The sequence below is a fragment of the Treponema sp. Marseille-Q4132 genome, from assembly GCF_014334835.1.
GTDB lineage: Bacteria > Spirochaetota > Spirochaetia > Treponematales > Treponemataceae > Treponema_D > Treponema_D paredis.
Window position 1 is genome coordinate 638,445 of sequence record NZ_CP060591.1, and the last position, 25,412, is coordinate 663,856.

Sequence of the window (25,412 nt, forward strand, 5' to 3'; positions counted from 1 at the left end):
CCGGGTTTCCGAAAATCGAATTTTTCAAAGATGCAGGTTACGGATCAATCGCGCACAAGTATCAAAGAATGCGATTGATATTCGGGCATAAAACGTTTTTTTGCACCGCTTTCAAATTGAACCGAAATAACGAATTCTCCGTCGCCGCTCGTATCCGACGAAACGATTTGTCCGTATCCCCAGTCGTCGTGATAAACTCGGCAGCCCCGCTTCCATTTTTCCGAAAGCCCGCTTGCAGCTTCGAAGCGGCCGCTTTGCAGGACGGATTTTTGCACCTTTTCTCCGAGCACGCAAAAGGCGCTTTCCGCCTCTTCTATAAAAACGCTCGGCTCCATAAACTCCGTTCGCCCGTAGAGGCGGCGGCGGGCGCAGGAGGTAACATAGAGTTCGTTTTGCGCCCGCGTTATGCCGACGTAAAAAAGGCGGCGTTCTTCTTCGAGTTCGCTTCCCGTTTTGTCGCCCCGCGGAAAAATACCGTTTTCCAATCCCGTAATGATCACACGCGGAAACTCAAGTCCCTTCGTGTTGTGCAGCGTGATGAGCGTTACCGCATCCCCTTCTCCGTCATCGCCCGTTTCAAGCGAACGGTCGAGCGTGATCGAATCGAGAAACTGCAAAAGCCCGTCTTTCGTACACGCATACAGCGATGCGCTGTTCATGAGTTCCTGCATATTCGCCGCGCGCTGCGTACCCGATATTTCGTCCTGCGTGCGGTGGTATTCGAGCAAGCCCGACGCGTCGAGCACTTTTCCGACAAAGTGCGAAAGCCGCTCCTCTTCCGAAAACGATTTAATAATGCCGTCGTACGCCCCGCAAAACTCACGAATGCCTTCTTTCGCTTTTTTCCCGACATCGCCCGTACACGCTTTTGCCGCTTCTATAAAACCGATCGATTTTTCACGTGCGCAAAAAACGATCATATCCTGCGTCTTTTCTCCGATGCCGCGCGAAGGCTTATTAACGATTCTGCGGAATGCGATTTCATCACGCTCGTTTGCGGCAAGCGATAAAAATGCGAGCGTATCTTTAATTTCTTCGCGCTCGTAGAATTTCAAAGAGCCGACGACGGCATAGGGTATCCGCCGGCGTAAAAATTCGTTTTCAAATCCGAGCGACTGCGCGTTCGTACGATATAAAATCGCCCAATCGCCGTAAGGAGTCTTTTTTTCCGCATGCGCTTTTTCGATGAGTTCTGCGCAAAATCTCGCTTCCGCATCCTGATCGGGTAAATACACGAGTACGGGATCTTTTCCCGCCCCTCGTTCGGCTTTGAGCGTTTTTCCGATGCGGTCTTCGTTGTTTTTTACGACGGCATCCGCGGCGGCAAGAATTTTTCCCGTCGAGCGGTAATTGCGCACGAGTTTAATAATTTTCGTGCCGGGGAATTTTTTGCGGAAAGTCAATATATTTTGTACTTCGGCGCCGCGGAAGCGGTAAATCGACTGGTCATCGTCTCCCACGACGCACACATAAGTACCGCTCCCCTCGTCAGTGCCCGAAAGCGTCTGCAAAAGTTTGAACTGCGCGACGTTCGAATCCTGATATTCGTCTACCATGATGACGCGGAAACGGAAACGCATCTGCTCGCGCACGGCGAGATTTTCTTCCATCACTCGCACCGGCTTTATTATTAAATCGCCGAAATCGGCGTTTCCCGTTTCGGAAAGCCTTTGTTCATACGCGCGGTAGATTGCAGACAGCTCTCCGGTCGAATCGACGGCGGATAAATCGTCGTCCGGAGTAAGACAGTAATCTTTTGCAAGCGAAATTTTATGCGCGGCGAGCTCGGCCTGCTGGCGTCTGAGCGAGGGAACGGCTTTCATCACGAGAGTGGCCGCATCATCGTCATCGTACACGGTAAACGAAGGAGAAAGGTTTGCAACAGCGGCATAGCGGCGCAAAAACCACGCGCCGAACGAGTGAAATGTGCGTATTTCAGCAAAGCTCGCTCTGTCGTCGAGAGCGATCGCACGCTCGCGCATTTCGTTCGCGGCTTTTTTCGTAAAGGTCACCGCAAGTATGGATTCGGGCGGAATTTTTTTTTCGGCAATGAGATAGGCGATCTTTGTCGTAATAACGCGCGTCTTTCCGCTTCCCGCTCCTGCGAGGATCAAAAGCGGACTGTCCGAATGTTCGACCGCTTCTTTCTGTTCGGGATTGAGCGTTTCCATGTACGGAAGATCCGTCCGTGCATCGGTCATCGAGCATCTCCGGTATCATAAAAATCGCTCGCATATAAAAGCGGCGGAATGGAAGCCGCTCCGCGGGATGCGGCAGGTGTTTTTTTATTAATTATTAAATTCGATACAAGATGAGAATCGATATCGACGCCGCTCACGCTGTCGGCAAAAACGCGCACGACGTTTCCGCATTGGACGGCGCTCCGTTCAGCCTCGTCGTCTCTGTCGTAGCGGACGACGAACGAACCGTCGACATCGGGCGCCTGAAACCACGCGCGTCCTATCGCAAGACCTTCTTCTCCCGCGACGACTTCTTCTATGAGTACATCGTATTCTTTTCCGCACCGCATCTTCAAACGGTCTTCGGTGATTTCGCTTTGGAGCGCTTCAAGCACGCGTTTCCGCTCAAGAGCCGTCTTTTGCGCTACCCTGCCCTTCATCCCGTAGGAGGCCGTATCTTCTTCGCGGCTGTAGGTAAAGCAGCCCGACCAATCGCTTTGTATGTCGGAAAGAAAGCGCTGCGTAGAGCGGAAAGCTTCCTCCGTCTCTCCCGGAAAGCCCGTCAAAAAAGTCGTTCTGATCGCGGCATCGGGAAACGAAGATCGGATATCGCGCACGAGGCGCACATATTCTTTTGCCGTACACTTCCGATTCATCGCTTTAATAATTTCGTCGTCGCCGGATTGAAACGGGATGTCGAAATACGGAACGATGCGCGGATCTTTTTGCATGACGGGAAAGATATCGCGGTTGAAGTGATCGGGGTGAATGTAGAGGAGACGCACGATAAAACGGCCTTTAAGGGCGGAAATCTTTTTCAGCAAACGGGCGAGCGCCGAAAGTTTTTCAGTGCCTTCGTTGACGCCGCCTTCTCCGATACGCGAAAGAGGAAATCTCCCCGTACCGAAAACATCGTCCCCGTCTCCCGTACCGTAGGCCGCCAAATCCTGTCCGATGAGGTTGATTTCGTATACGCCGAGCAAAAGCAGCGTTTCAATTTCATCGATGATGTCGTCCGCGCTTCGGCTCCGCACCGAGCCGCGGATGATCGGAATCGCGCAAAAAGTACAGCGGTTGCTGCAGCCTTCCGTAATCTTTACGTATACGGAATTGCGGTACGAAAGCAGCATCGTCCGCTTTCCGCACGATACGCCGCGCTGCTCCGCCGTGACGACGGGACGCTTTCCCGCAAGAAGAGGACGCACGACGGAATCGATTTTCGAAAGATCTCCGTTTCCGAAAATACCGTCCGCTTCTGGAAGAGAATCTTTCAGCACGTCCGCATAACGCTCGGCAAGACATCCTGCAAGCAATACTTTCGCATCGGGATAATTTTTTTTCGCACGAAGAAGCGCATCGATCGATTCTTTTTTTGCGGAATTGATAAAACCGCACGAATTGACAATGATGATGCGAGCTTTCGAAGCGTCGAATGTTTGACGAAAACCGAGCGACGTCAAATGAGATATGATGATTTCACCGTCGACTTGATTTTTCGCGCAGCCGTGCTCGTCGATAAAAAATTCAGTCAAGTTCGACGACCACCAATTTGTATTTGCCTTCGGTATCGCGTACCCACTTGATATCTTGAACGAGTACTTGACCCGCTTTGCCGATTTCAAGATCGTAATTTTTCGTATCGGCAACGACGGTAAATTTTACGGTATTTCCGTTCGACATCCACACGCGCACGCCGTTATTCGCCGTCATCATGACGACTTCTCCGTTCGTAAAATAATTTTCATTGGAACGCTTTCTGTCCACTCTGTAGCGGAATTCGCACGGTCCGCGGAAGGTCGCATTAATCGTAAAAGGATAAGCGCGGTTGTCTTCGAAAATAACCGACTGTGTATGCTTTTGCGGCGAAAGCGGATTTTGCGAAGCCTCTTCTATGGGGATTTCATCGATCGCAAGCATATCGCCGCCTTGCCGTCGCACGAGCATGCGCACTTCCGCTCCGCGAGACGCATCGGTCGATGAGATATCGGAAACGTAGACGATGACGTCGCCCTTTGCGTCTCCGTCGACGTCGAGCTCCGCTTCTTCGGCCAAATCCGTACGAAGCGTACCGACCGGCGTATCCAAGCCGAGCGCCGTAAGCGTATCGCTTACGGTTAGGATGATTTTCCCTTTTTCCGACGGATAGACGATTTTATCGCCGCGGAACAGCCGCTTTTCAAGCGGCTTATCGGTGAGTTCATAGGTTTTCGATTCCATACCCTGCGCGACTACGACGCTGCCGTTTTTATTCGCGTGAGAAAATTTGAAAATTATCAAAACGACAGCCACCGCCGCAACGACAAAGATGCCGGAGCCGACGACGATCGGTATAAAAAAAGACGATTTGTGTTTAACGAACAGACCGTCGGGAACGGGAGATTCCTGAATGGCTTTACTGCGGTACAGCGACATGACCGCGTCGGGGCTTACGCCGAGGTATTCGGCGTAATTGCGCAAAAAGCCTATCATGTAGGGTTCGCCGGGAAATACGGACGTATCTTCCTCTTCCAAACCTCTGATACACTCGGCCGTTATCGACGTTTCTCGTGCGGCCGTATCTCTGTCGATATTTTTTTCTTCGCGTGCGCGTTTTAAAATCGTGCCGTAACTTTCCATAAAAACGCCCGCCTCATTCGGAGAGAAGAAAATTATTATACACGTTTGCCGACGAAGGCGGATCGTAGATAAAACGCTGATCGGGAATACCCTGATTCAATTTGTAATCGGAAAAAGTAAAAACATATTCCGTACCCTGCGGAGTCGTTGCGGAAATCCGTCTGATAAGTTTCGTCTCCGAGTTGACGGCGATCCTGATCGAACGGAACGCTTCGGTCGTATTGCGCCGGTCAAGAACGAGTTTTATAACCTGTTCGTCGGATGTATTATCAAGCGCGACGGGATCCTGCCCCGTTTCGTATTTGATCGTGTAGTAGCGGCTCATAAGCGAAAGCCCCTGTGAAGTCGCAAGCGATGCGCCGCCCGCGCTCGAAGACTGCACCGACTGCTGGAGTACGGCGGAAGAGCCGGGAAGGTAGATCGTGAGCAGATCTCCGTTAAACAATACGACCTGTTCGGCGGGTGTTGAAAAGTCGATGCGGAGCAAGTCGGGCCGTTTGAACGACACACGGGCTTTCATCTGCCGGCTTCCCATGGATATATTCATATCCGCTTCGTAGTCGCGTATGGTCGCGTAAAAATCGGAAACGGTTTTAAAATAATCGCCGGCAGTCGTAATCGTCTGCGCAAAAACCGATGCACAAAAACATATTGAAAAAAACGCTGCCGCACAAAGAGACGCGTATTTCTTATTTAACATAGAAGTATTTTAATCGAGATAAATCATAAGGTCAAGGCGCGCTTGACAAAAAAAGCGCTTCGATACATAATAACGCACATTGTCGGAGTACGGCGTCAAAAAACGCGGCTACTTTTTTGTACGGCGTCTCCCTGCTTTTTATGCAAATCCATTTCCTATAGTTGCATAAAAACAACCGTATCCTGCCGGAATCGGCACAATTGAATATCGCTAATTAAAGAGGTTTAGAGTATGTCGGTAAAACACCCTAAGGGTAAAATAGTCAGAAGACTCGGCACCAATATTTTCGGCAATCCGAAATACAGTAAGCTGTTGACCAAACGGCCGAACGCTCCGGGCAAAGAACGCGGAGCAAAACAACGCGGCAAAACATCCATATACGGCGAACAGTTGAAAGAAAAACAAAAGTTCCGTCTCGCATACGGCATATCGGAAAGGCAGTTCAGAAATATGTTTGCGCGCGCGCAGCGTATGGAAGGCATCACCAGTGACAATATGCTTTCATTGCTGGAACAGCGTTTCGATAACACCGTTTTCAGAATGGGCTTTGCGGTAAGCCGTGCGCAGGCGCGGCAGATGGTTTCGCACTGCTATTTTTATGTAAACGGAAAACCGGCGAACATCCCGTCCATGCGGATCAAAGCAAAAGACGTTATCACATCGAAAGAAAAGAAAGGTATCCAAAATCTTATCCGGCACAATCTGGTTACTTCGCAAGGTAATCGCGGAAGCTGGCTTACCGTCGACGAAGAAAAACTTTCGGCAACCGTTACGGCTCTTCCCGCAGCAGGCGATATCCAGCCGGTCGGCAATATCCAGTACGTTATAGAATTCTATTCCCGCTGATACATATCTTCCGATAAACGGCGTCCGCTCCGCGCTTTTGAAAAGCGAAAGCGGCAACGACGCCGAAAACATTCCGTATTTTTCAAAATCGAAAAATGCGGAATGTTTAAAAGCGCCGCTGAAATAGCGCGTTTCGTTTTAACTTCGAGTTTCCAAAAGAAAACTTACACGACAAAAGACGCAAGGGCGATGTAGCCGAAAATCGTAATGAGCGTATAGAGCGCCAAATACGCGCTCAAAAAAGCGCTTTCATCTTTTCCTTTTACAAATACGCCGTACGCATAGGTCGGCGGCATGATAAAATACAGGACGGTACCGAAGCGATACAGCGGATCTGACGGGTACATCCGCCCGACAATATAATAGACGATACCGCCCATAAAAAGTGCAAAGACGAGCATGCGCGCCAAAACGGTTTTCAGCGTATCGCTCCATTCGATATTCGAAAAGGTAAGTCCGTAACCCACCGTCATAATGATAACCGGTCCGACGGGAGCTCCGACAAAGTTCAAAACGCCTTCGAAAATATTCCCTACCCGCGTCGATGAAAGATACGGCCCGAAGCCGCTTACGGAGCAGAGTATGCCTGCAAGGATCGCAATATTCACCGGAGTCGCAAGCGATTTTCCGAGTTCCGAAGCACGGAGCTTTCCTTTTGTGCGAAGCTGCAAAATCGTAATGATGACCGCCCACTGTGTGACGGCGCCTCCCGCATCGAAGAGCGCAAAGTGGTACAGCTCGCTTTGTCCGAAAAGTAAAATAAAAAGCGCATAGCCTATCGAACCGCCCTCTATCGTCGCGCACATAAAGGGCGCAACGGGCGTTTTAATTTTTAAAAGAGCGCATGTAAGAATTCCGAGACCGAAAGCCGCGAGGTTCATCAGCGCAAAGACGCCGAGCGTAAGCGCTTCTTTCCACGTAAAGCGCATATTGTAAAAGGCCGCAAAAAGCACTGCGGGAAGACATACTTTTACGATGAGCGATTTGATTTCTTCCACGCCGCCGTCGCTTAAAAATTTCGTCTTTCGCGCCCACATCCCTATAGCGATCATGACGACGACGGGAAGCCCGACTTCCGATATTCCTAAAAATTTTTCCATAAAATTATCAATTAAATATACATAAAAAAAACCCCGCCGCGCGGAGCACGGCGGGGTTACAAAATCTTTCGCTTATTTTTTATTGATCTGTTCGGTATAGAATTCGAACGCTTCTTTGTCGGTGAATTTTTTGTGAACGATTTTTCCGATCGCATCGGCCATCGCAACCGGATGCGCGCTCTGGAAAATATTTCGTCCCATATCGAGTCCGCGAGCGCCGTCCCGCATCGCGCGGTACGCCATTTCAAGCGCTTCTTTTTCGGGAAGTTTTTTACCGCCGGCAACGACGATCGGCACGGGACAGGCCGCCGCAACTTCGTCAAACTCTTCGCAATAATACGTCTTTACAATATTTGCACCGAGTTCCGCAACGATGCGTGTTGCAAGTTTAAAATATTTTCCCGTGCGTTCCATATTTTTTCCGACTGCAACAACGCCGAGCGTCGGTATGCTGTAGCGCATCGCAGCGTTTATCGTCTTGGAAAGGTTGTCGATGCTTTCAAGCTGACCGTCGGCGCCGATAAAGGTTTGAACGGCGACGCAGTCCGCGTTCATTCTGATCGCATCTTCCATATCGACCGCAACGACTTCGTGACTCAAATCTTCCTGCACCATGGACGAACCGGAAGACACGCGGAGCGCGATCGCTTTTTTGCAATCCGGGCGTACACAGGTACGCAGCGCGCCCCTCGTCGCCATGAGAACGTCGACGTGATTGTTGAGAAGCGGAATTAAAAGGTCGAGGCGTTCGAGACCCGAAACGGAACCCATAAAATAACCGTGGTCGAATGCGAACATCACGGTATTGCCGCTTTTGGGATTGAAAATATTCGACAAGTGTTTTTTCATACCCCAGTCGAGGTTTCCCGCTCCTTTTACATTAAAGGATCCGTCAACGGCAAAACGGACATCCGTGCAATAATTGTGAGCGACTTTCAAACCGTCTAAATCTGCCATACTGTATTCCTAAAATTATTGATATCGATAGCAATAAGGGGCAAAGCTGCCTCTGAAAACCGCAGTTTTCAGAGCTTCCCCAAAATCGCCGAAAGCCGGCACACGAAACGAATCATGCGCCGGTTTTATTATGCGTTATAATTTCCCTAATTAGAAATTATACTTGTCCATATTTTCTTTTGTAAATACGGCGCGCTCCGGAAGAAGCACGACGCCGGAATCGCTTGCCGTATAGGCTTTCGGATCGAGCACGGTGTTCGGTTCGACTTTTACGGTACCGATCGTCGGGATATCGATCGTATCGCCGACTTTCATGCTGTGGCCGGTCGCCGCCCAGTACGCGAGGTAGCAGGAAATCGCGCCTTGGATACCGCAGTCCCACAAACCCCAGCGGGTGAGGATGCCTGCGCGGCAGTAATCTTTGATTGCGTTCGGTGTCGCAAAGCCGGTGATCGTCACTTTCTTTTGATTGAGACCGAGGTTTTGCGCGGCCTGGCACTGTCCCGGAAGAGCGGTCGAATCGTTGCAGATGATCAAATCGATGTCTTTGTGTGCGGAAAGAACCGCCTCTCCGACGGTGATCGCGCGTTCGGCATCCTGATTCGAATAGTAATTGGCGGGAGCGACGTTGACCCATTTCGGATACTTTTGGCGGATATATTTTTCGCCTGCTACGTGCCACGAGTTTTGATCCGTAACGGTCGCCTGCGAATAGTGCCAGCAGTATTTGATCGTATCCGAATCGGGGTTTTTGCCTCTTTCTTTCAAAGAAGCGACGCCCATGTCGACGAGCATTTTACCGAGGATATCGGGTGTGCCCTGACTCGTCATAAGCTGACGCGCGTCGGGATTGGAATCGGAGTCCCACGTCATAACGGCGAGGCCTGCCTTGCGCGCGGCTTTCAGCGCCTGATCGACGCCGGCCGCATCGACGGTCGAAATCGAAATCGCGTCCGCACCCTGCTGGATCGCATTGTTGATGATATTGACCTGATTCGCAACCGCCGCATCGGGGCTGCCGTCATACTTTACGGTAAAGCCGACCTGCTTCGCGAGCTTTTGCGCGCCTTCGTTTGCCACTTCAAAAAAAGCGTTGCCGCTGATTTTCGGAATGAATACGACAACAACGTTTTTTTTCGAACCGTTACCGCCTTCGTTCGCTCCCGTAGCAAATGCCAAAGAGCCGACCAAAAGCGCCGCCAACATAATCGACAACAATTTTTTCATAAGATTACCTCCTGATATTTTTCGTCGTCTGTCAGTTTTATTTATTAATAATTTTCCGAAAAGATTTATTTTCGAAAAATTATTTTCGCACAGCAGTGAATTTTCCGGCAATGCGTTTCAGAGAAAAGCCCTGCGCGGAAAGACCTCGGGATGCGACAATGATGAGCAGCAGTATGCCGACGGGTATGTCGAGGTACTGCGTGTTCAATCCCGCCATGGATAAACCGAAGCGCATGATGCCGATGACGAGCGCCGACAGCGCCGTCCCCAAAATCGTGCCCGTACCTCCGGTGATCGCCGTCCCGCCGAGTACGACAGCCGTAATAATCGGAAGCGTGAGCTCTTTGCCGAAATCCGCTTTCGCCGTACCGAGGTAGGACGTCAGCACGATGCCCGCAATCGCCGAGCCGATACCGGAAAGCGCGTATGTCGTCATCACGATAAACTTCGTATTGATGCCGGAAAATTCCGCGGCATTCGGATTGATGCCGCAGAGATACACATAGCGGCCGTACTTCGTACGGTGTAAAATAAAATAGGCGATAAACGCGATCGCGATAAAGAGCAGTATCTGCGACGGGATGATGCCGAAAAAACGGAACTGCGTAAAGGCCGTAAATGCGGCAGGAAAACCGCTGATGCCTTTATAGAGTTCGACTTTTGCAATGCGCGTGATCGAAATCGCCAAACCCGAATACAAAAACGAACCTCCGAGCGTGACGACCATGGGCGGAACTTTCGCATAGGCGATGATAAAGCCGCTCAAAAGACCGCACAGCGCTCCCGCAACAACCGCTATGAGACAGGCGACATACACGTTTACGCCGCTTTGAAAGATAACGCCGATGACGATCGACGTAAGCCCGACAATGGAACCGGCTTGAATATCCATACCGCCTGCGATGATGACCATCGTTACGAAAAGCGAAATGATGCATATCGAAATGAAATCGTTGATCGAACCGAGCAATACCATCGGGCGCAAAAAGCGCGGATTTAATATGCCGAACAAAACGATTTCACACGCGATGACGGCGATGAGCAGCAGTTCGTTTGTAAAAGTAAATCGTTTCTTTTCCATAAAAATTATCTGCTCCCCTCTTCCGCCGTCTTTGCCAAAAGCCGCGCTTTGCGCGCTTTTTCGATCGAATGATGTTCCAAAAGACCGTCTACCGTAACGATCGTTATAAGCAGGATGCCCGTGATCGTACTGTCGTAGTCGGAAGAAAATTTCAAAAATACGAGGATACGGTCGATCGACGCCATGATGATCGCACCGATGGATGCGCCGAACAGAGAGCCGACGCCGCCTGAAAGACTGATGCCGCCGAGCACGCAGGCCGCGATAGCTTTCATCTCGTAGCCGTTTCCTGCAATCGGCGTTACGAAACCGATGCGGCTCACATAAACGCAGCCGGCAACCGATGCGAAAAGCGAACACAGCACGAACGCGCTTATCTTCGTCCGCTTTACCGGAATGCCGATGAGTTCGGCTCCTCCGATGTTATCGCCGACCGCATAAAAATTGCGTCCTAAAGAAACGCGGCGTAAAAGCGCCGAACCTCCGATCGCAATCGCAATCGTCACAAGATAAAACCACGTAATGCCGCCGAGTGTCGCCTGACTCAGCGCTTTATACGCGAACGGAACGTTTTCCACCCACTTGCCGCCGGTATACACGTAGATGAGTCCGCGTACGACGCCGTTTACGCCGAGCGTCATGATGATGGAAGGAATGCCGAGATAGACGAGTCCCCAGCCGTTTATAAGACCGCACACGATGCCGATAGCGACGGCGGCGAAAATCGCGAGCGCCCACGGAGCGCCGTCTCGGATCAAGCTCGCGCTCACTGCGGAAGTAAGTCCCATAACAGCGCCGACCGACACGTCGATTTCACCGATGATCAGCACGAATGCGATACCGATCGACAACAAAGCGAACACGACGCTCGAATTGACCGTCTGCATAAGATTCCGCGCGGCAAGAAAATCGTGATTGACGATGCCGACCAATAAAAACAGCACGATCACGACGATGAGCGAAGAAAGGCTTCTCATTTTGAAAAATCGATTAAAAGACATACGCCGCATTTATCCCACCTTTTCCGTTTCCACGCCGAACGATGCCGCCATCAGCGCATCTTCGTTGATTTCGTTTTTTGCAAATTCGTGATTGATCCTGCCGCGGTACATCGTAACGACGCGGTCGCTCATAGCGATGATCTCTTCCATATCCGAACTGATGAGTAAAATCGCGATGCCCGTTTTTTTCAGTTCGTTGATGATCGCGTATACATCGCTTCTCGCACCCGCGTCCACGCCGCGCGTCGGTTCGTCGAGTATGACGAGACGCGGATTCGTCGAAAAGCACCTGCCGATGATAACTTTTTGCTGATTGCCGCCGGAAAGAGATCCCATCTCCTGAGTATCGCCGGTCACTTTGATATGAAAGCCCGAAATGTATTTTTCCGCAAGTGCCTTTTCGCCGGTAGTATTGATGAGGATCTGCTTTAAGCATGCAAGCCGCACCGGCGTGATATTGTTTCGCACCGTCGTCAATTTGAAGATGCCGTTTAAAAATCTGTCTTCGGGAAGATAGTTGATACCCTTTTCGATGATCCGCTTCGTCTTTAAGCCGGTGATGTCTTCACCGTTCAAATACGCTTTTCCGCCGAGCACTTTGTCGCGACCGTACACGGTCGTCGCAAGCTCCGTCTTTCCCGCGCCGACGACGCCCGTCATACCGAGCACTTCTCCCGAATACACATCGAGATTTATATCGGAAAAACCGTAACCGCTAAAATTTTTCAAAGAAAGCACGAGTTCGCGCTTTGCAGGAGCCGAAGAAATATCTTCGACGTGTACTTTGCTCGCACTGTCCGGTGCAAGCCCTTTGAGCAGCATATCGTAGGTAAAATCCTTTACGTCGCCGTTCATCGTAATCGTGCCGTCGATCAAAAGCGCGATGCGGTTCGCAATGACGAACACTTCGTTGAGCCGGTGCGTGATATAGATGACGCTGACCTTTTTTTTCTGAAGCTCTTTGATGATTTTAAAAAGCGAGTTCACTTCGTCGAACGTGAGCGAAGACGTCGGTTCGTCGAAAAACATAACGCGCGCGGATCGCATGAGACCGCGGAGAATTTCGACGAGCTGCTGTTCCGCGATAGAAAGCGTGCGCGCAGTGCGGTTGAAATCGAGTTTCCAGCCGAGCTGAGAAACGATTTCTGTGAGGCGTTCGTGCAGTTCGCTTTTATTGCCGGGGATCCCCATGACGACGTTTTCTTCGAGCGTCATATTCGGAAAAAGCATCGGCTCCTGCGGGATGAGGTAAACACCCGAAGCGAGAGAAGCCGACGGATTTCCGAAGTGCAGCGGTTTTCCGTCAACGAGTATTTCGCCCGAATCGGGCTTTTTAATCCCCATAATCGTCTTTACGAGCGTGCTTTTTCCCGCACCGTTTCCCCCGATAAGCGCAAGCACGTCGCCGGGGTACACGTCCAAGTCGATGCCTTTGAGCACGGCGTTGGAACCGAAAGATTTATAGATTTTCCGTACCGAAAGCATCGGAAAAGTCTGTCCGTCCATAGTCCGTTTCCTCTGTCAAATCATTTTAAATATAGAACTTTTGTTTTATCCAAAAACATTTTCTGTTTGTTCAGTATAAAACGGAAATTTCGATTTGTCAAACAAAAAGTACAAAATTTAGCGAAATTTATATATTTGATACCGATAAAGCGATATGCTGACAAAATACCGGCAAAATCGGCTGAAATTTATTACCGATATGTATATTTTTTTGTTGTGTTTTTTTTAATGTCGTGATATTATGTTCATAAGACGATATTTTGTTCGGATCAGGAGAAAAAAGACGCTTATGACGGCCGACTGGGAAAAAGAGCTTATCGTGCGAACTGCATGGTATTATTATATCAGAAAAAAGACGCAAAAAGAGATAGCCGATATGCTTTCCGTTTCCCGCATGCGCGTCATCCGCCTGCTCGAAAAAGCCGAACAGGAAAACGTCGTCCAAATCACGATCCACACGAACTTTCGCGGCAGACTCGAAGCGGAACAGGCGCTTATCGATTCGTACGGTCTCGCCGACGCCCTCGTCATTCCTTCCGATGAAATGTATACGTCGGCTTCGCTCAACGACGCGATCGCAAGAGCGGCGGCTATGTATATAAACGAACATTTTTCGGACAATCCGATCATCAATATCGGCTACGGAGATACGACCGGCCGTTTTATGAATTATTTTTCGCAGATTTCGAAAAAAAAGCCGACCTACGTATCGCTCACCGGAGGGGTCAGCATCTATTTGCTGAATACGCAGTCGTCGGCAGTCAACGCTTCCCTCTACCTTATCCCCGCTCCCCTTGCGGCATCGACGCCGGAAATCGTAGAGGCGATCAAAAAAGAAAGTGCCGTCATCGAAATAGCGCGCATGCATGCGACCGCAAGCTGTTCGGTTATCGGTATCGGCGGCGTCGACGACAACGCGACCGTCATCAAATCGGGCATCATACAAAAAAGCGATTTCGATTTTTTAAAAATGTGCGGTGCCGCGGGAGACGTACTCGCCCATTTTTTCGACGAAAACGGCAATTTTATCACGAGCGCCGCCGACGAAAATTTGGTAACCTATCCGCCGGAATCGTTGAAAAAACTGCACAACGTTATCGCCGTTGCGGCGGGAAGCGCAAAATACGTCGCGATCAGAGCGGCGCTTCGGGCGCATTACCCCGACATCCTCATAACCGACGAGGATACCGCACGCTGGCTTGTAAAAAATATATAAAGGGAAACCTCTGAAAAATTCGGTTTTGGAGGTTCCGATATAAACCGACGACACGAGGAGGCACTGTTATGGATAAAAAGTATTTGATGGCCGTAGACGCCGGTACGGGAAGCGTCCGCGCCGTCATTTTCGACGTACACGGAAACCAAATCGAATGCGTGCAGGAAGAGTGGAAGCACCTCGAAGATCCGAAATATCCGGGCAGCATGAATTTCGATTGGGAAAAAAATTGGAACGCGGCAAAGCGCTGCATATCGGAAGCAATAAAAAAAGCGAAAATCGACAGCGGCGATATCGCAGCCGTTTCCACTACGTGTATGCGCGAGGGAATCATCCTCTACGATAAAAACGGAAAAGAACTGTGGGCTTGCGCAAACGTCGATGCCCGCAGTACGGCCGAAGTCATCCAATTGAAAAAGATGTCCCCGACGCTCGAACACGAACTCTATCTCGAATCGGGACAAACGTATTCGCTGAGCGCACTTCCTCGCATCCTTTGGGTTAAAAACAATCTCCCTGACGTATACGAAAAAACCGCCGCCGTCGGCATGTTCAACGATTGGCTCATATACAAGATGAGTGGAACGCTTGCCGTAGAGCCGAGTAACGGTTCCACAAGCGGACTCTTTTCGCTTGCGACGAGAACGTGGGACAAAACGATAGCGGAACGCTGCGGCTTAAAAAGCGATATATTCCCCGAATCGAAAGAATGCGGTACGCTTGCCGCCCGCGTCAGCCGCGAAGGCGAAAAAGAAACGGGTCTCAAAGAAGGCACGCTTCTCATCGTCGGCGGAGGCGATGCGCAGCTCGGCACGATCGGCGTCGGAGCGACGGAAGCGAACGATGCGGCGGTTTTCGGCGGAACATTTTGGCAATACGAATACAATACCGCAAGCGGAAAAATCGACGACCGCTGTGACATCCGCGTCAACTGTCACGCTCAGCCCGCTCTGTGGCAATACGAAGCGCTCGCATTTAAGCCCGGCCTCTTTATGCGGTGGTACCGCGACGGATTTTGTGCCGAAGAAAAAAAAGAAGCCGCATCTCTCGGAAAAGACGTATACGCGCTTATGGATGAACACGCGGCAAAGATCCCCGCGGGTTCGCACGGCATGTTCTGCACTTTTACCGACGTTATGAATTTTTCCGCGTGGCGCCATGCCGCACCGACATTTACGAACTTCGATTTGGATGCCGACAAATTCAACAAATATACGTTTTACCGCTCCATTCTCGAAAGCACGGCTCTCGTCACTTACGGCCACATGCAGCTCGTCAAATCCGCGACGGGAAGCATGCCCTCCGTCGTCACCTTCGCAGGAGGCGCTTCGAAAAGCAGGTTGTGGTCGCAAATCGTCTGCGATGCGCTCGGTCTTCCGCTCCGCATTCCCGCAGTAAAAGAAGCGACCGCGCTCGGCGCTGCAATGCTTGCGGCAACGGGAGTCGGCATATACGCGAGCATCAAAGAAGCGGCGGATGCCATGGTAAAAATCGAAGCGACGCTCGAACCCGACATGGAAAATCATAAAAAGTATATGGAAATGTATAAAACGTGGCGGAAGATATACGATGCCGAACTCGGCTTAAGCGATGCGGGCGTTACAAACTATATGTGGTCCGCTCCGGGCGTCGGCAAACATTGAGTTTCCGGAGGCGGTTAATTATTAATCAATATCGGCTGCGGTGCTTGCGCATCGAAAAGTTTTTATGGAGGATGGTCAAAAGCGGCGTCTGAATTATCGCCGTCGCTTTTGACTTCGAGTTTGCCAGGATGTTTGCAGAAGGCGTGTATAGGTATCGTTCCGATAAAATCGAATGAATACGATACGCTTTATTTTGCAAACTCGATTATTGAACGTGTGCGCACACGCGCACGGCTAAAAACTTTTTCGGAAATTCATATTTCCTGCAAAAGTTTTTATGGAGGAATACAATGTTTATTGTGGATGAAAAAGACAAAGAGTATCGATTTAAGGACAGCGGTCCGAAATATCTGATGAAAGGCCCCCGCATGAATTTCGCAATCGTACAGTTTCAAGCGGGACAGGATTTTCAAGCGCACTATCACGACGTAATGGAAGAAAATTTCTATATACTTGAAGGCGAAGTCGATATCGTCGTCGACAACGTCGTCCATCATCTGACAAAGGGGCAGTTTATCCACATCGAACCGAAGGAAGTTCACTATGTGATCAACCGTTCGAAAAGCGTCATGCGCATGGTTTCATCACTTGCACCTTATCAGGAAAATGATAAAATAGAAGTCGATAATCCCGTACTCAACTGAGGATTTATAAACTGCAGTTTTCTGCAAAATTTTTTATGGAGGTATTATGAATTTATTGAAGAAAAAAGGAATCCGTCTGCTGTTTGCAGCGGCATTCGTTACGGTACTTGCATCGTGTACGTCGGTCCGCGTCGCCGAAGTAACCGGCCGCGTCCGCGTCATCCGTACGCAGGAAGATATGAACGCTCTCCTCGGTTTCAACGGAGGCTGGTCGGCAAACAGTAAAATCGGTTTTTTAAACGAAGATGTCCGCGAATGGAAAGCGGCCGATACGGGTTTGCCGTTTGACGGCGTCGTCATCGAACGCGGAGCGAATATCAAAGTATGCGTCCCGGGTAAAGTCGTATCTTACGGAGAAAAAACGCTTTTCGTTCCGGCAGGAAAATTTATTAAAGTCAAATCGGGAGCAAAACTGCAGATCTGGAGCGGTAAAACTTTGTACGATTTCGATACGTTCCACTTTATCGTGGGCGGCACGGGCACAAACAATCCCGAAGTTTCGCAAAAAGTGAACAGCACCGCCGCGGCAAGCGTCCTGAACGATTCTTTCAAACATGCGATCGACATCGACAAGGGCGGCACGCTCATCCTCGGTTCGAACAGCGCAAAGGCGAACGACTCGGCGGTTCTCTGGCTTGCAGACGGGAGGTCTACCGGAGCCGACGGAAATCCGAGTCCCTATGCGGGATCCATCCGCATAGACGGCGATCTTCAAGTAGTATGCGGCGCCGGCGCCGGCGTTGCCAAAATCCGCACGGTACGAAATCTCAGAGGCACGGGTTCTACACTGACGGGAAGCGGCAGACTGTACATCCGCGGACTGAATAAAATTCACGGCAACGCGATCTTCGCGATCAACGAATTCGACCGCGGAGAATATTCGGACGGTATGGATTGGATCGACGAGCCGTATATCAAACTGGGTACCATCGAAATCGTTGCGGACGGAATCGAAGGTATCTACAATCCCGACGGTACCGTCGACGGAAGCCCGGGATACAGAAACAATGCAACGGCGGGCTTTTACTATGTCGCACCGAGCGGTACGATCGACGTCGATCACATGATCGTAAAATGCACTAACAAAGGTACAACGGCGGATGCGACCGTCGCGTTGGCAAATTTCAATACGGAGCGCGGCATTCTCGGCGGCAAAGTGACGGAGACCGGACCGAAAGCCCGGCTCGGAGATGTGTACGTCTACAACGCCGCGGAAAAAGATAAAGACGGCCCGCTTTCGGCGATATACACCGTACAGGGCGTTTTCGATGCGACCGTCGACGGAAAAGTAAAAGTCGAATGCCCGAACGGAGGAGCGGCGGCGATCGTCGCAACGGGACACAACAGATGGACGGGTGCGGAAAAAACGATTTCTCGAATGGGTTCGGTCGAAGTGACGTCCAAAGGGAAAAATGCATTTTTCCAAAGCGCGGCCTTTGACGGATTCGGCACTTATGTAAAAGGCGACGTAACGGTCAGCGGCCGCAACGACGGAAAGATCGCTCCGTTTATCGGCGCGGTTCCGCCCGGACCGGATATGGGAAAAGGCGGCAAAAGCGGAGTCGCACCCGAAGCCGAAGATGTGCGCCACGAACAGTTTGTCGTTCAAGGCGGTATCGTCGACATAGGCGGAAAAGTTTCGGTCGCAAATACGGACAAAAATTTCTACACGCTCGTAAGCAATGAAAAAGGTTCGACGACAACGGTCGGTTCGCTTTTTATTAACGGAACGCCTCTCGGAGCGAGCGAAAACGCCGTTTCGCTTGGAACGAGCGGACAATCGCGTTTTGTAAATGAAGGCACGTTTACGATTAAAAAATAATCCCGCGTTTTAAGGAATGTTTAAAAGCGCCGCTCAAATAGCGCGGCGCTTTTAACTTCGAGTTTCTTTTGAAAACCTGCGGCCGCGCAGCATGCGCGGCCGTTTTTATATGCAAGAAGGACAACCGTATTTGTCATTTTTTCGTTTTTTCATTATATTATAGCGATAAGGATATTATCATGGAAAAAAAATTGACACCGATTACGCTCCTGTGCGGATACCTCGGAGCGGGAAAAACGACGCTTTTAAATAACGTCCTGACCAATCAAAAAGGCTATAAAGTCGCCGTCATCGTAAACGATATCGGAGAAGTAAACGTCGACGCGAAACTCATCGCCGACGGCGCGAAGATAACCGACACGAGCAGTATCGTTCCGCTCACCAACGGCTGCATCTGCTGTACGCTCAAAACGCAGCTCGCGCAAAACATCGAAAATCTTATTAAAACGGGCAAATACGATTACATCATGATCGAAGCGAGCGGCGTGTGCGAACCCATGCCGATCGCCCAGGAACTCGAAACGATTTCAAACGGCAAACTCGACAATGTCGTCGGAGTCGTCGACGCGAAGCGCCTCGTCGACGAATTTTCCGGCGGAGATGCGCTGCTCAAAGAAAAAGAAGAAGACGACATCGAATCTCTGCTCGTCCAGCAGATCGAATTCTGTTCGACATTATTAATTAATAAAATCGATTTGGTCGACGAAGCCGAATTGAAAAAAGTCCGCGCCGTCATCAACACGATCCATCCGAACGTAAAGATCATCGAAACGCAAAACGGCAAAGTGCAGGTCGAAGACATCATGGGAACGGGTTCGTTCGATTTTGAAAAAGTATACGGAAGCGCCGGCTGGTGCCGCGCAATCGAAGAAGAGGAAGAAGAAGGCGAACACCATCACCACAAAGAAGAAGGCGACAGCGGAAGCGACGAAGACGAATACGGCATAAGCACGTTCATCTATACGAGGCGAAAACCTTTCGACCGTGTAAAGCTCGATTCTTACGCGAATCGCTGGCCGAAAAATATTATCCGCTGCAAAGGCATTATGTGGTTCAAAGACGAACCCGATATGGCGTGGGTATTCGAAACGAGCGGCCGCCAAATCCAAGCGGGGTACTCGGGAGCATGGCTTGCCGCGTGCCCGAAAGCGGAACAGGAACAAGTGCTCGCGGAAAATCCGCAGATGAAAAAAGATTGGGACGCGAAAGTCGGCGACCGAATGATAAAGCTTTGCATCATCGGACAGAATTTGGACAAAGAAAAAATTTCAAAAGAACTCGACGAAGTTCTCGCGGATTGAAAAACCGAAGCGTAAGGTGCTGTCCGAAAAATTCGGCGTTCGGACAGTTCCCTTACCGCGCTTTATTTTTACGATTTGAATTCGATAACATCGAGCTGTGACATACCGCTTTTATCGGAATAGGCTGCCAAAAGTCTATAGAGCATTCTGAAACGTTTGACGCTCTTCATATATCCCGCCATCATTCCCTTTTTCCGCACGGAAACGAAATGAGCGCTCCAGCCGTGCAATTCCTTTTCCGGATCGTCGAGACAAAAATTCGTTCCGATATCGATTCCGGACGCTTTGATCGCTTTCAGATCGAGTTCCATGCCTTTGCGATTTTGAGCGTCGAACGCAAGCCTTGCACCGGGAAAACACTCGGTCATAGCGCAAAACAATTTTTTTCACGCTCGCCCGAAGGAATAAGAGCTTCACGCACTTCGATGACGTTCGGGAAATCCACATTGACAAAGCGGCACGTCCCGTTGTCCGCCAGATGTCCCGTCGTATCCAAACCGCAGCCCATATTGACGATGAGCGCATTCGGATGATCTTTCAAATATTCTTTTACTTCCTGCGCAAGCGCGTACTGTCTCATCGCTGTGGCAAGGGAACCGAGCTTCATCGCGATGCTTTTTTCTTTCTTTTTCAGCACGGAAAAATCGTAATCGAGAGCGGCCATAAGCGCTTCGCAATCGGTATCTTTGAAGATATCGGGATAATTACGGACAGCCCATGCTTTTCCGTACTACGGAATGACAAGCGTTTCCTGTACCGTATTTTTTTCGATTTTTACTTTCCGTTTTACCATAGTTGCTTCACCCTTCCGTAAATATTGCCGCAGCCCACGATCGAAGCGCATGAGCACGGTGCGTAAACGGCGCTTATCCGCACGGACAGCCTGAAAACAATCGGCTTTCGGGCGGCGCCTTTTGCACGCCTCCCGCCCGTTTGCGATTCCACGCGCGGCAGCGGAACCGTCGATTACTTTTTCCCTATTTCACCGATCGCCGATACTACGCCCGCAAGATTTTGAAAATCCGCCGGCACGATGATTTTCGTCGCCTGTCCGTTCGCGGCTTTTTCAAGCGTTTCAAGGCTGCGAAGCTTCACGACCGCTTCGTCGATGCGCACGTCTTTGATCATCTGTAATCCTGCTGCCGTCGCCTGCTGCACTTCGCGGATCGCCTGAGCTTCGCCTTCGGCTTTTCGGATCTGCGCTTCTTTTTCGGCTTCCGCATGTAAGATCGTCGCCTGCTTTTGCGCTTCGGCTTCGAGAATGCGCGCCTGTTTTTGTCCCTCGGCGACGAGGATCTCCGACTGCTTTTGTCCTTCGGCGATCAATATCTTTTCGCGCCGTTCGCGTTCGGCGCGCATTTGCTTTTCCATCGCTTCGCGGATCGCTTCCGGCGGCATGATGTTTTTCACTTCGACGCGGTTTACTTTGATACCCCACGGATCGGTCGCTTCGTCGAGTATCGAGCGCATCTTGGTGTTGATGACGTCGCGGCTCGTAAGCGTCGCATCCAAATCCAGCTCTCCGATAATATTGCGCAGCGTCGTCGCGCTCAAATTTTCTATGGCGAGCATCGGATTTTCGACGCCGTAGGTATACAGTTTCGCATCGGTGATCTGCATATAGACGACGGTATCGATTTTCATCGTAACGTTATCTTTTGTGATAACCGGCTGCGGCGGAAAATCGAGCACACGTTCTTTGAGCGACACTTTATTTGCGACGCGGTCGATAAACGGCGTCTTTACATGCAAACCCGTCTGCCACGTCGCAATATACGTACCGAGCCGCTCGATCACGAAAGCTCTCGCCTGCGGAACGATTTGAATATTCGTGATGACAAGCACCATGACGATGACAACCAATGCGATGACAACATATAAGTTCATAATTCCTCCAAGAATTTATTAATTAACCTGAACGGCATGTTTCGAAAACATTTCAAAATAAAGCTGTGCTTTCGGCAGGAACTTCGTTTGCCGGTTCACACCGAAAGCCGTGAGCGTGTTAATTGCGCTCATTCTTTTTCGGGAACGACGACGGCGGTATTGCCTTCGAGTCTCACGATTTTGCATTCCTTCCCTTTTTCGATAGTTTCGCCGCTTTCCGATCGCGCAGTCCACACAATGCCGAGCGCTTTTACCGCACCCTTATCGAACTCCGTCATGCGTTCCGTAACGAGCACTTTTTTACCGATAAGGCTGTCCGCGTTCGTCGGCATTCTTTTTGCGAGTTTTTTTGCCGCAAGCGGCCGCGTAAAGATAAGCAGCACAAGCGAAAGAGCGGTGAAAATAAAAAGCTGCCATTTAAACGGGATCGGCGCGAGTGACAAAAAGATCATCATAAACGCTCCGCACGCAAACCAAATCGTCGTGAGCGCCATCGTAAGCGATTCGATGACGATACAGAGGATAACGACGATAAGCCACAACCACGGCAAATTATTTAAAATAAGCATCGGCATACTTATAAATATAACATAAAAAAAGTTTTTTGTATATTTTCAAAAGACAATCAGTCGGAGTATCCGAATACCCGCCTGCCTGCGACAAAGAGCTCTTTTACTTTGCCGACGAGTTCCCGGCCGTTGAAAGGGGTCGCTTTCCCCTTACTGAAAAAGGCGTTCGCGTCCACCGTCCACTTTTCTTCGGGATCGACAAATACGATGTCGGCATCGAAACCGGGAGCGAGTACGCCTTTATTGAGACGGAGGATGCGCGCGGGATTTGCCGACATGAGAGCCGATAATCTCTTCGCTCCGAGCTGACCGCTTGCAACGAGGACGGTATTGCACACCGCAAAAGCCGTTTCGAGCCCCGTAAAACCGGGACTGCCTGAGACTTTGTCTTCGAGCGTATGCGGCGCGTGATCGGTCGCGATGACATCGACCGTACCGTCGCGGAGCCCTTCGAGAAGCACGACTCTGTCGTCTTCGCTCCTGAGCGGCGGATTTACGAGCGCGCGTATAAAAGGTTCGTCGGTACCGCAGAGAGCCAAGTGATGCGGAGTGACTTCGCAGGTAACGCGAAAACGTTTTTCTTCCCTCGCTTCGGGGACATAGCGCGTACCGTCGAGAAAAGTTTCGTAGGCGGCGTCCGCTTCGTCGGCGAGGTAGTCCTCTTCATCGTCCGAAAGCGATTCTTTTGCGCTGCGCACGGCATCGAGAGCGGCAGCAGTACTCACATGTGCGATGTGCACATGGCACCCCGCTTCGCGAGCGATCATGATATTTCGGATCGTCGCGCTGTTTTCCGCAAGAGCAAGCAAATCGTTCGCCTTTGTCAAAAGGCTCGCGATTTTGTCGAGCACTTCGTCGGGAACGTCATCGTCGTCGTCCGCTCCCCACGCGGCAAGGTGATAGGCTTCCATCAGTTTGAGCGCTTCATGTCGATATGTTTTTGCCGCGGCGGCAAGCGATGCGTCTTCGCTGTGACAGCTTACGATGATGCCGCGGCGGGAAGCTTTTGTCATAGCGTCGAGCATGACGGAAGCGGATGCGACATCGTTTCCGTCTTCGGTGATAAGCGGCACGCGGGATGCGTCGAGCTCTTCGATGTGTCGGGTATTCGTGCCTCCGAAATCCTTTGTGATGCTCACCGACTGTATCACGCCGGCAAGAGCGAGCGAGGAGGCTTCCCGGTCGATTTCGAGCGCGCTCATCTGAGAGGAAACGACGGGAGTCGTGTTCGGCATCGCAACGACGGTACCGAAGCCTCCGGCACAAGCGGCGCGCAAACCGCTTGTCAAATCTTCTTTTTGCGTCTGCCCCGGATAACGCAAGTGCACATGCATATCGATAAAAGCGGGCATGAGCGTGAGCCCCTGCGCGTCGACGTATTCGACTGAAGTCTGCTCGTAGCCGTCTTCGGCGAGCACGGAAAGCGCGAGAGCTTCCGTCGTTTTTTTATTCGTAAAATAGCCGGTATAGACCGCGCGGATTTTATCGTCCACGACAAGCAGCGCTCCGGGCGTGTCGATCGCTTCGTCGAGGAGGTGTGCATTGTAAAAAAGAAGAGCGCGCGTCACGATTTTGCCTCCACGGGATTTCCGTCTTCACCTGCCGTATAAAGCGCGTCGCAGTATTCGCAGCGGTACAATCTTTTTATGCGGTCGACGAGCAAAAAGGTCGACGGAACGAAATTTTCGCTCGCCGTGATGCAGCGCGGATTTTTACAGCGGAATACGTTTTGCACCCGCGGCGGAAGCGCCATATTGATTTTCCGAACGACCTTTTCATCTTTAATAATATTGACGCAGATATCGGGATCGATAAAACCGAGCACCGAAAAATCGATATCGATGATATTGTCGATTTTGATCATATCTTTTTTGCCGCTCTTTTGCGACGGCACGTTCATGATGAGCGCCGACGTAAAAGGAGAAGCGTCGAGGCCGAGCCGGCGGAAAATGCGCCAGCCCGTTCCCGCTTTGATATGATCGATCACCAAACCGTTTTTAATCGCCGTTACGTTCATCACCGCCTCCGCTTGTATCGGGAACCCGAAAGACCGCAATTTAAGATCGCTTAAAAAGCCGACCGAATTTTTAAAACCGTCCTATAGACAGCCCGTCAATTTTGCAATGAGCGCCATGCGCGCATACATGCCGTACTTCACCTGCCTGAAATATGCAGAGCGCGGATCGTCGTCTACTTCCGGCGCTATTTCGTTTACGCGCGGCAGCGGATGAAGCACGATCATATCCGGGCGCGCAAGCTTCATCTTGGCTTTGTCGAGGATATAGCTGTCTTTTAATCGTATATAATCCTGTTCGTTGAAAAAGCGCTCTTTTTGCACGCGCGTCATATAGAGGATATCGATCGTATCGATAACGTCTTCGAGGCGACGTACGCTTTCGTATTTGACGCTGGATGCATCGAGTACGCTTTCCCGCATGTATTCGGGGATCGCAAGTTCGCTCGGACTGATAAACACGAATTTATTATTTTTATAGCGACACATCGCCTGCACGAGACTGTGCACGGTGCGTCCGAATTTCAAATCTCCGCAAAAGCCTACGGTAAGATTTTCAAAACCGCCGCGCAGCTCCCGTATCGTCACCAAATCGGTGAGCGTCTGCGTCGGGTGAAAGTGTCCGCCGTCGCCCGCGTTTATAAGAGGACACGACGAAAAGCGGGAAGCGAGGAGCGCCGCACCTTCTTTCGGACTGCGCATCGCGATGACGTCGACATAAGAGGATACGACGCGGATCGTATCGGAAAGAGATTCTCCTTTTACAGAAGAACTCGACTGCGCATCCGAAAACCCCTCGACCGCCCCTCCGAGACGGAGCATCGCCGCTTCGAAGGAAAGACGCGTTCGCGTACTCGGTTCAAAAAAAAGAGCCGCGAGAATTTTCCCGCGGCACACATCTTGAAACGCTGCAGGATCGACGATCATCTGTTCGGAAAGAGAACAGATTTCATCGATCTCTTCGACGGAAAGATCATCCGGCTCTATAAGGTGGCGCCCTTCCAACATGCAAATCCTCCGCTCTTTACGCCCCGCTTTTGCGCTCGGCACAAAAGACGGAGCGGTATTATTAATTAATAATTTCCATCGGCATCAAGCGCCG

The 25,412-nt window shown here is 50.7% G+C and carries 22 protein-coding genes and 1 pseudogene; 6 read left to right on the forward strand and 17 right to left on the reverse strand.

The features are described from left to right. Positions 1-44: 44 nt before the first annotated feature. The 4 genes from H9I35_RS02995 to H9I35_RS03010 are packed head-to-tail and all read right to left on the reverse strand — an operon-like array spanning position 45 to position 5,496. A complete protein-coding gene (locus H9I35_RS02995) occupies positions 45-2,201 on the reverse strand; it encodes an ATP-dependent helicase (RefSeq protein ID WP_187420152.1) in 2,157 nt (718 codons plus the stop codon). Next, positions 2,198-3,697 carry a 30S ribosomal protein S12 methylthiotransferase RimO gene (rimO, locus tag H9I35_RS03000; RefSeq protein ID WP_371809474.1) on the reverse strand — a complete coding sequence of 500 codons (1,500 nt, stop codon included), beginning with the start codon at positions 3,695-3,697 and terminating at the stop codon, positions 2,198-2,200. The genes H9I35_RS02995 and rimO overlap by 4 nt, the downstream gene beginning before the upstream one ends. Before the next feature lie 7 nt (positions 3,698-3,704). Further along, entirely contained in the window at positions 3,705-4,796 is a 1,092-nt protein-coding gene (locus H9I35_RS03005) for a helix-turn-helix domain-containing protein (RefSeq protein ID WP_187420154.1), read from the reverse strand. A 13-nt stretch (positions 4,797-4,809) separates the two neighbouring features. Next, entirely contained in the window at positions 4,810-5,496 is a 687-nt protein-coding gene (locus H9I35_RS03010; protein WP_187420155.1) for a LolA family protein, read from the reverse strand. Between the two features lie 231 nt (positions 5,497-5,727). Between H9I35_RS03010 and rpsD the strand changes: the two genes are divergently transcribed. Next, on the forward strand, positions 5,728-6,342 hold the full coding sequence (rpsD, locus tag H9I35_RS03015; protein ID WP_187420156.1) for a 30S ribosomal protein S4: 615 nt from the start codon (positions 5,728-5,730) through the stop codon (positions 6,340-6,342). Between the two features lie 164 nt (positions 6,343-6,506). Here the strand turns inward: rpsD and H9I35_RS03020 are convergent, their stop codons facing one another. The 6 genes from H9I35_RS03020 to H9I35_RS03045 all read right to left on the reverse strand — a co-directional run bounded on the left by H9I35_RS03020 (position 6,507) and on the right by H9I35_RS03045 (position 13,214). Continuing rightward, positions 6,507-7,442, reverse strand: coding sequence for an AEC family transporter (locus tag H9I35_RS03020; RefSeq protein WP_187420157.1), 936 nt, complete (start codon positions 7,440-7,442; stop codon positions 6,507-6,509). 72 nt (positions 7,443-7,514) lie between these two features. Continuing rightward, positions 7,515-8,399 (reverse strand): 3-hydroxy-5-phosphonooxypentane-2,4-dione thiolase, encoded by an 885-nt coding sequence (gene lsrF, locus H9I35_RS03025; protein WP_187420158.1) that lies wholly within the window; start codon positions 8,397-8,399, stop codon positions 7,515-7,517. Positions 8,400-8,549: 150 nt separating this feature from the next. Further along, positions 8,550-9,626: a substrate-binding domain-containing protein gene (locus H9I35_RS03030; RefSeq protein WP_187420159.1), complete on the reverse strand. Its 1,077-nt coding sequence runs from the start codon at positions 9,624-9,626 to the stop codon at positions 8,550-8,552. A gap of 79 nt (positions 9,627-9,705) precedes the next feature. Next, complete coding sequence (locus H9I35_RS03035; RefSeq protein WP_187420160.1) at positions 9,706-10,707, reverse strand: ABC transporter permease; 1,002 nt, start codon at positions 10,705-10,707, stop codon at positions 9,706-9,708. Positions 10,708-10,712: 5 nt separating this feature from the next. Beyond that, a complete protein-coding gene (locus H9I35_RS03040) occupies positions 10,713-11,708 on the reverse strand; it encodes an ABC transporter permease (protein ID WP_252722701.1) in 996 nt (331 codons plus the stop codon). Positions 11,709-11,717: 9 nt separating this feature from the next. Next, positions 11,718-13,214 carry a sugar ABC transporter ATP-binding protein gene (locus tag H9I35_RS03045; RefSeq protein WP_187420162.1) on the reverse strand — a complete coding sequence of 499 codons (1,497 nt, stop codon included), beginning with the start codon at positions 13,212-13,214 and terminating at the stop codon, positions 11,718-11,720. A gap of 289 nt (positions 13,215-13,503) precedes the next feature. Here H9I35_RS03045 and H9I35_RS03050 point away from each other — a divergent pair, with 289 nt between their 5' ends. The 5 genes from H9I35_RS03050 to H9I35_RS03070 all read left to right on the forward strand — a co-directional run bounded on the left by H9I35_RS03050 (position 13,504) and on the right by H9I35_RS03070 (position 19,840). Further along, positions 13,504-14,430, forward strand: coding sequence for a sugar-binding transcriptional regulator (locus H9I35_RS03050; protein WP_187420163.1), 927 nt, complete (start codon positions 13,504-13,506; stop codon positions 14,428-14,430). 68 nt (positions 14,431-14,498) lie between these two features. Beyond that, a complete protein-coding gene (lsrK, locus tag H9I35_RS03055; protein WP_187420164.1) occupies positions 14,499-16,073 on the forward strand; it encodes an autoinducer-2 kinase in 1,575 nt (524 codons plus the stop codon). A gap of 290 nt (positions 16,074-16,363) precedes the next feature. Further along, positions 16,364-16,717 (forward strand): cupin domain-containing protein, encoded by a 354-nt coding sequence (locus H9I35_RS03060; RefSeq protein ID WP_187420165.1) that lies wholly within the window; start codon positions 16,364-16,366, stop codon positions 16,715-16,717. Positions 16,718-16,763: 46 nt separating this feature from the next. After that, complete coding sequence (locus tag H9I35_RS03065) at positions 16,764-18,539, forward strand: hypothetical protein (RefSeq protein ID WP_187420166.1); 1,776 nt, start codon at positions 16,764-16,766, stop codon at positions 18,537-18,539. Between the two features lie 179 nt (positions 18,540-18,718). Continuing rightward, positions 18,719-19,840, forward strand: a complete 1,122-nt coding sequence (locus H9I35_RS03070) for a CobW family GTP-binding protein (RefSeq protein WP_187420167.1) — start codon at positions 18,719-18,721, stop codon at positions 19,838-19,840. A gap of 68 nt (positions 19,841-19,908) precedes the next feature. On the opposite strand, the gene H9I35_RS03075 is transcribed toward H9I35_RS03070, so the two are convergent. From H9I35_RS03075 to pyrB, 7 genes and pseudogenes are all read right to left on the reverse strand, one after another. Further along, on the reverse strand, positions 19,909-20,208 hold the full coding sequence (locus H9I35_RS03075; protein ID WP_187420168.1) for a hypothetical protein: 300 nt from the start codon (positions 20,206-20,208) through the stop codon (positions 19,909-19,911). After that, positions 20,205-20,549, reverse strand: a pseudogene (locus H9I35_RS03080) (class I SAM-dependent methyltransferase); the annotation flags it as partial. The pseudogene H9I35_RS03080 and the gene H9I35_RS03075, both read right to left, overlap by 4 nt. A 257-nt stretch (positions 20,550-20,806) precedes the next feature. Next, positions 20,807-21,727, reverse strand: a complete 921-nt coding sequence (locus tag H9I35_RS03085; RefSeq protein ID WP_187420170.1) for an SPFH domain-containing protein — start codon at positions 21,725-21,727, stop codon at positions 20,807-20,809. 128 nt (positions 21,728-21,855) lie between these two features. Next, a complete protein-coding gene (locus H9I35_RS03090; protein ID WP_187420171.1) occupies positions 21,856-22,302 on the reverse strand; it encodes an NfeD family protein in 447 nt (148 codons plus the stop codon). Between the two features lie 50 nt (positions 22,303-22,352). Continuing rightward, entirely contained in the window at positions 22,353-23,864 is a 1,512-nt protein-coding gene (locus H9I35_RS03095; RefSeq protein ID WP_187420172.1) for a dihydroorotase, read from the reverse strand. Next, positions 23,861-24,313 carry an aspartate carbamoyltransferase regulatory subunit gene (locus tag H9I35_RS03100; protein ID WP_371809464.1) on the reverse strand — a complete coding sequence of 151 codons (453 nt, stop codon included), beginning with the start codon at positions 24,311-24,313 and terminating at the stop codon, positions 23,861-23,863. The genes H9I35_RS03095 and H9I35_RS03100 overlap by 4 nt, the downstream gene beginning before the upstream one ends. An 81-nt stretch (positions 24,314-24,394) precedes the next feature. Next, positions 24,395-25,318, reverse strand: a complete 924-nt coding sequence (gene pyrB / locus H9I35_RS03105; protein ID WP_187420174.1) for an aspartate carbamoyltransferase — start codon at positions 25,316-25,318, stop codon at positions 24,395-24,397. Positions 25,319-25,412 lie beyond the last annotated feature (94 nt).

Bases quoted from the DNA above. Each gene is read 5' to 3' on its own strand.
- H9I35_RS03085 (WP_187420170.1), bottom strand. From the start codon at position 21,727: ATGAACTTATATGTTGTCATCGCATTGGTTGTCATCGTCATGGTGCTT.
- H9I35_RS03010 (WP_187420155.1), bottom strand. From the start codon at position 5,496: ATGTTAAATAAGAAATACGCGTCTCTTTGTGCGGCAGCGTTTTTTTCA.
- H9I35_RS03070 (WP_187420167.1), top strand. From the start codon at position 18,719: ATGGAAAAAAAATTGACACCGATTACGCTCCTGTGCGGATACCTCGGA.
- H9I35_RS03020 (WP_187420157.1), bottom strand. From the start codon at position 7,442: ATGGAAAAATTTTTAGGAATATCGGAAGTCGGGCTTCCCGTCGTCGTC.
- lsrK (WP_187420164.1), top strand. From the start codon at position 14,499: ATGGATAAAAAGTATTTGATGGCCGTAGACGCCGGTACGGGAAGCGTC.
- H9I35_RS03075 (WP_187420168.1), bottom strand. From the start codon at position 20,208: ATGACCGAGTGTTTTCCCGGTGCAAGGCTTGCGTTCGACGCTCAAAAT.
- H9I35_RS03035 (WP_187420160.1), bottom strand. From the start codon at position 10,707: ATGGAAAAGAAACGATTTACTTTTACAAACGAACTGCTGCTCATCGCC.
- pyrB (WP_187420174.1), bottom strand. From the start codon at position 25,318: ATGTTGGAAGGGCGCCACCTTATAGAGCCGGATGATCTTTCCGTCGAA.
- H9I35_RS03090 (WP_187420171.1), bottom strand. From the start codon at position 22,302: ATGCCGATGCTTATTTTAAATAATTTGCCGTGGTTGTGGCTTATCGTC.
- lsrF (WP_187420158.1), bottom strand. From the start codon at position 8,399: ATGGCAGATTTAGACGGTTTGAAAGTCGCTCACAATTATTGCACGGAT.
- H9I35_RS03100 (WP_371809464.1), bottom strand. From the start codon at position 24,313: ATGAACGTAACGGCGATTAAAAACGGTTTGGTGATCGATCATATCAAA.
- H9I35_RS03065 (WP_187420166.1), top strand. From the start codon at position 16,764: ATGAATTTATTGAAGAAAAAAGGAATCCGTCTGCTGTTTGCAGCGGCA.
- rpsD (WP_187420156.1), top strand. From the start codon at position 5,728: ATGTCGGTAAAACACCCTAAGGGTAAAATAGTCAGAAGACTCGGCACC.
- H9I35_RS03030 (WP_187420159.1), bottom strand. From the start codon at position 9,626: ATGAAAAAATTGTTGTCGATTATGTTGGCGGCGCTTTTGGTCGGCTCT.
- H9I35_RS02995 (WP_187420152.1), bottom strand. From the start codon at position 2,201: ATGACCGATGCACGGACGGATCTTCCGTACATGGAAACGCTCAATCCC.
- H9I35_RS03050 (WP_187420163.1), top strand. From the start codon at position 13,504: ATGACGGCCGACTGGGAAAAAGAGCTTATCGTGCGAACTGCATGGTAT.
- H9I35_RS03040 (WP_252722701.1), bottom strand. From the start codon at position 11,708: ATGTCTTTTAATCGATTTTTCAAAATGAGAAGCCTTTCTTCGCTCATC.
- H9I35_RS03005 (WP_187420154.1), bottom strand. From the start codon at position 4,796: ATGGAAAGTTACGGCACGATTTTAAAACGCGCACGCGAAGAAAAAAAT.
- H9I35_RS03060 (WP_187420165.1), top strand. From the start codon at position 16,364: ATGTTTATTGTGGATGAAAAAGACAAAGAGTATCGATTTAAGGACAGC.
- H9I35_RS03045 (WP_187420162.1), bottom strand. From the start codon at position 13,214: ATGGACGGACAGACTTTTCCGATGCTTTCGGTACGGAAAATCTATAAA.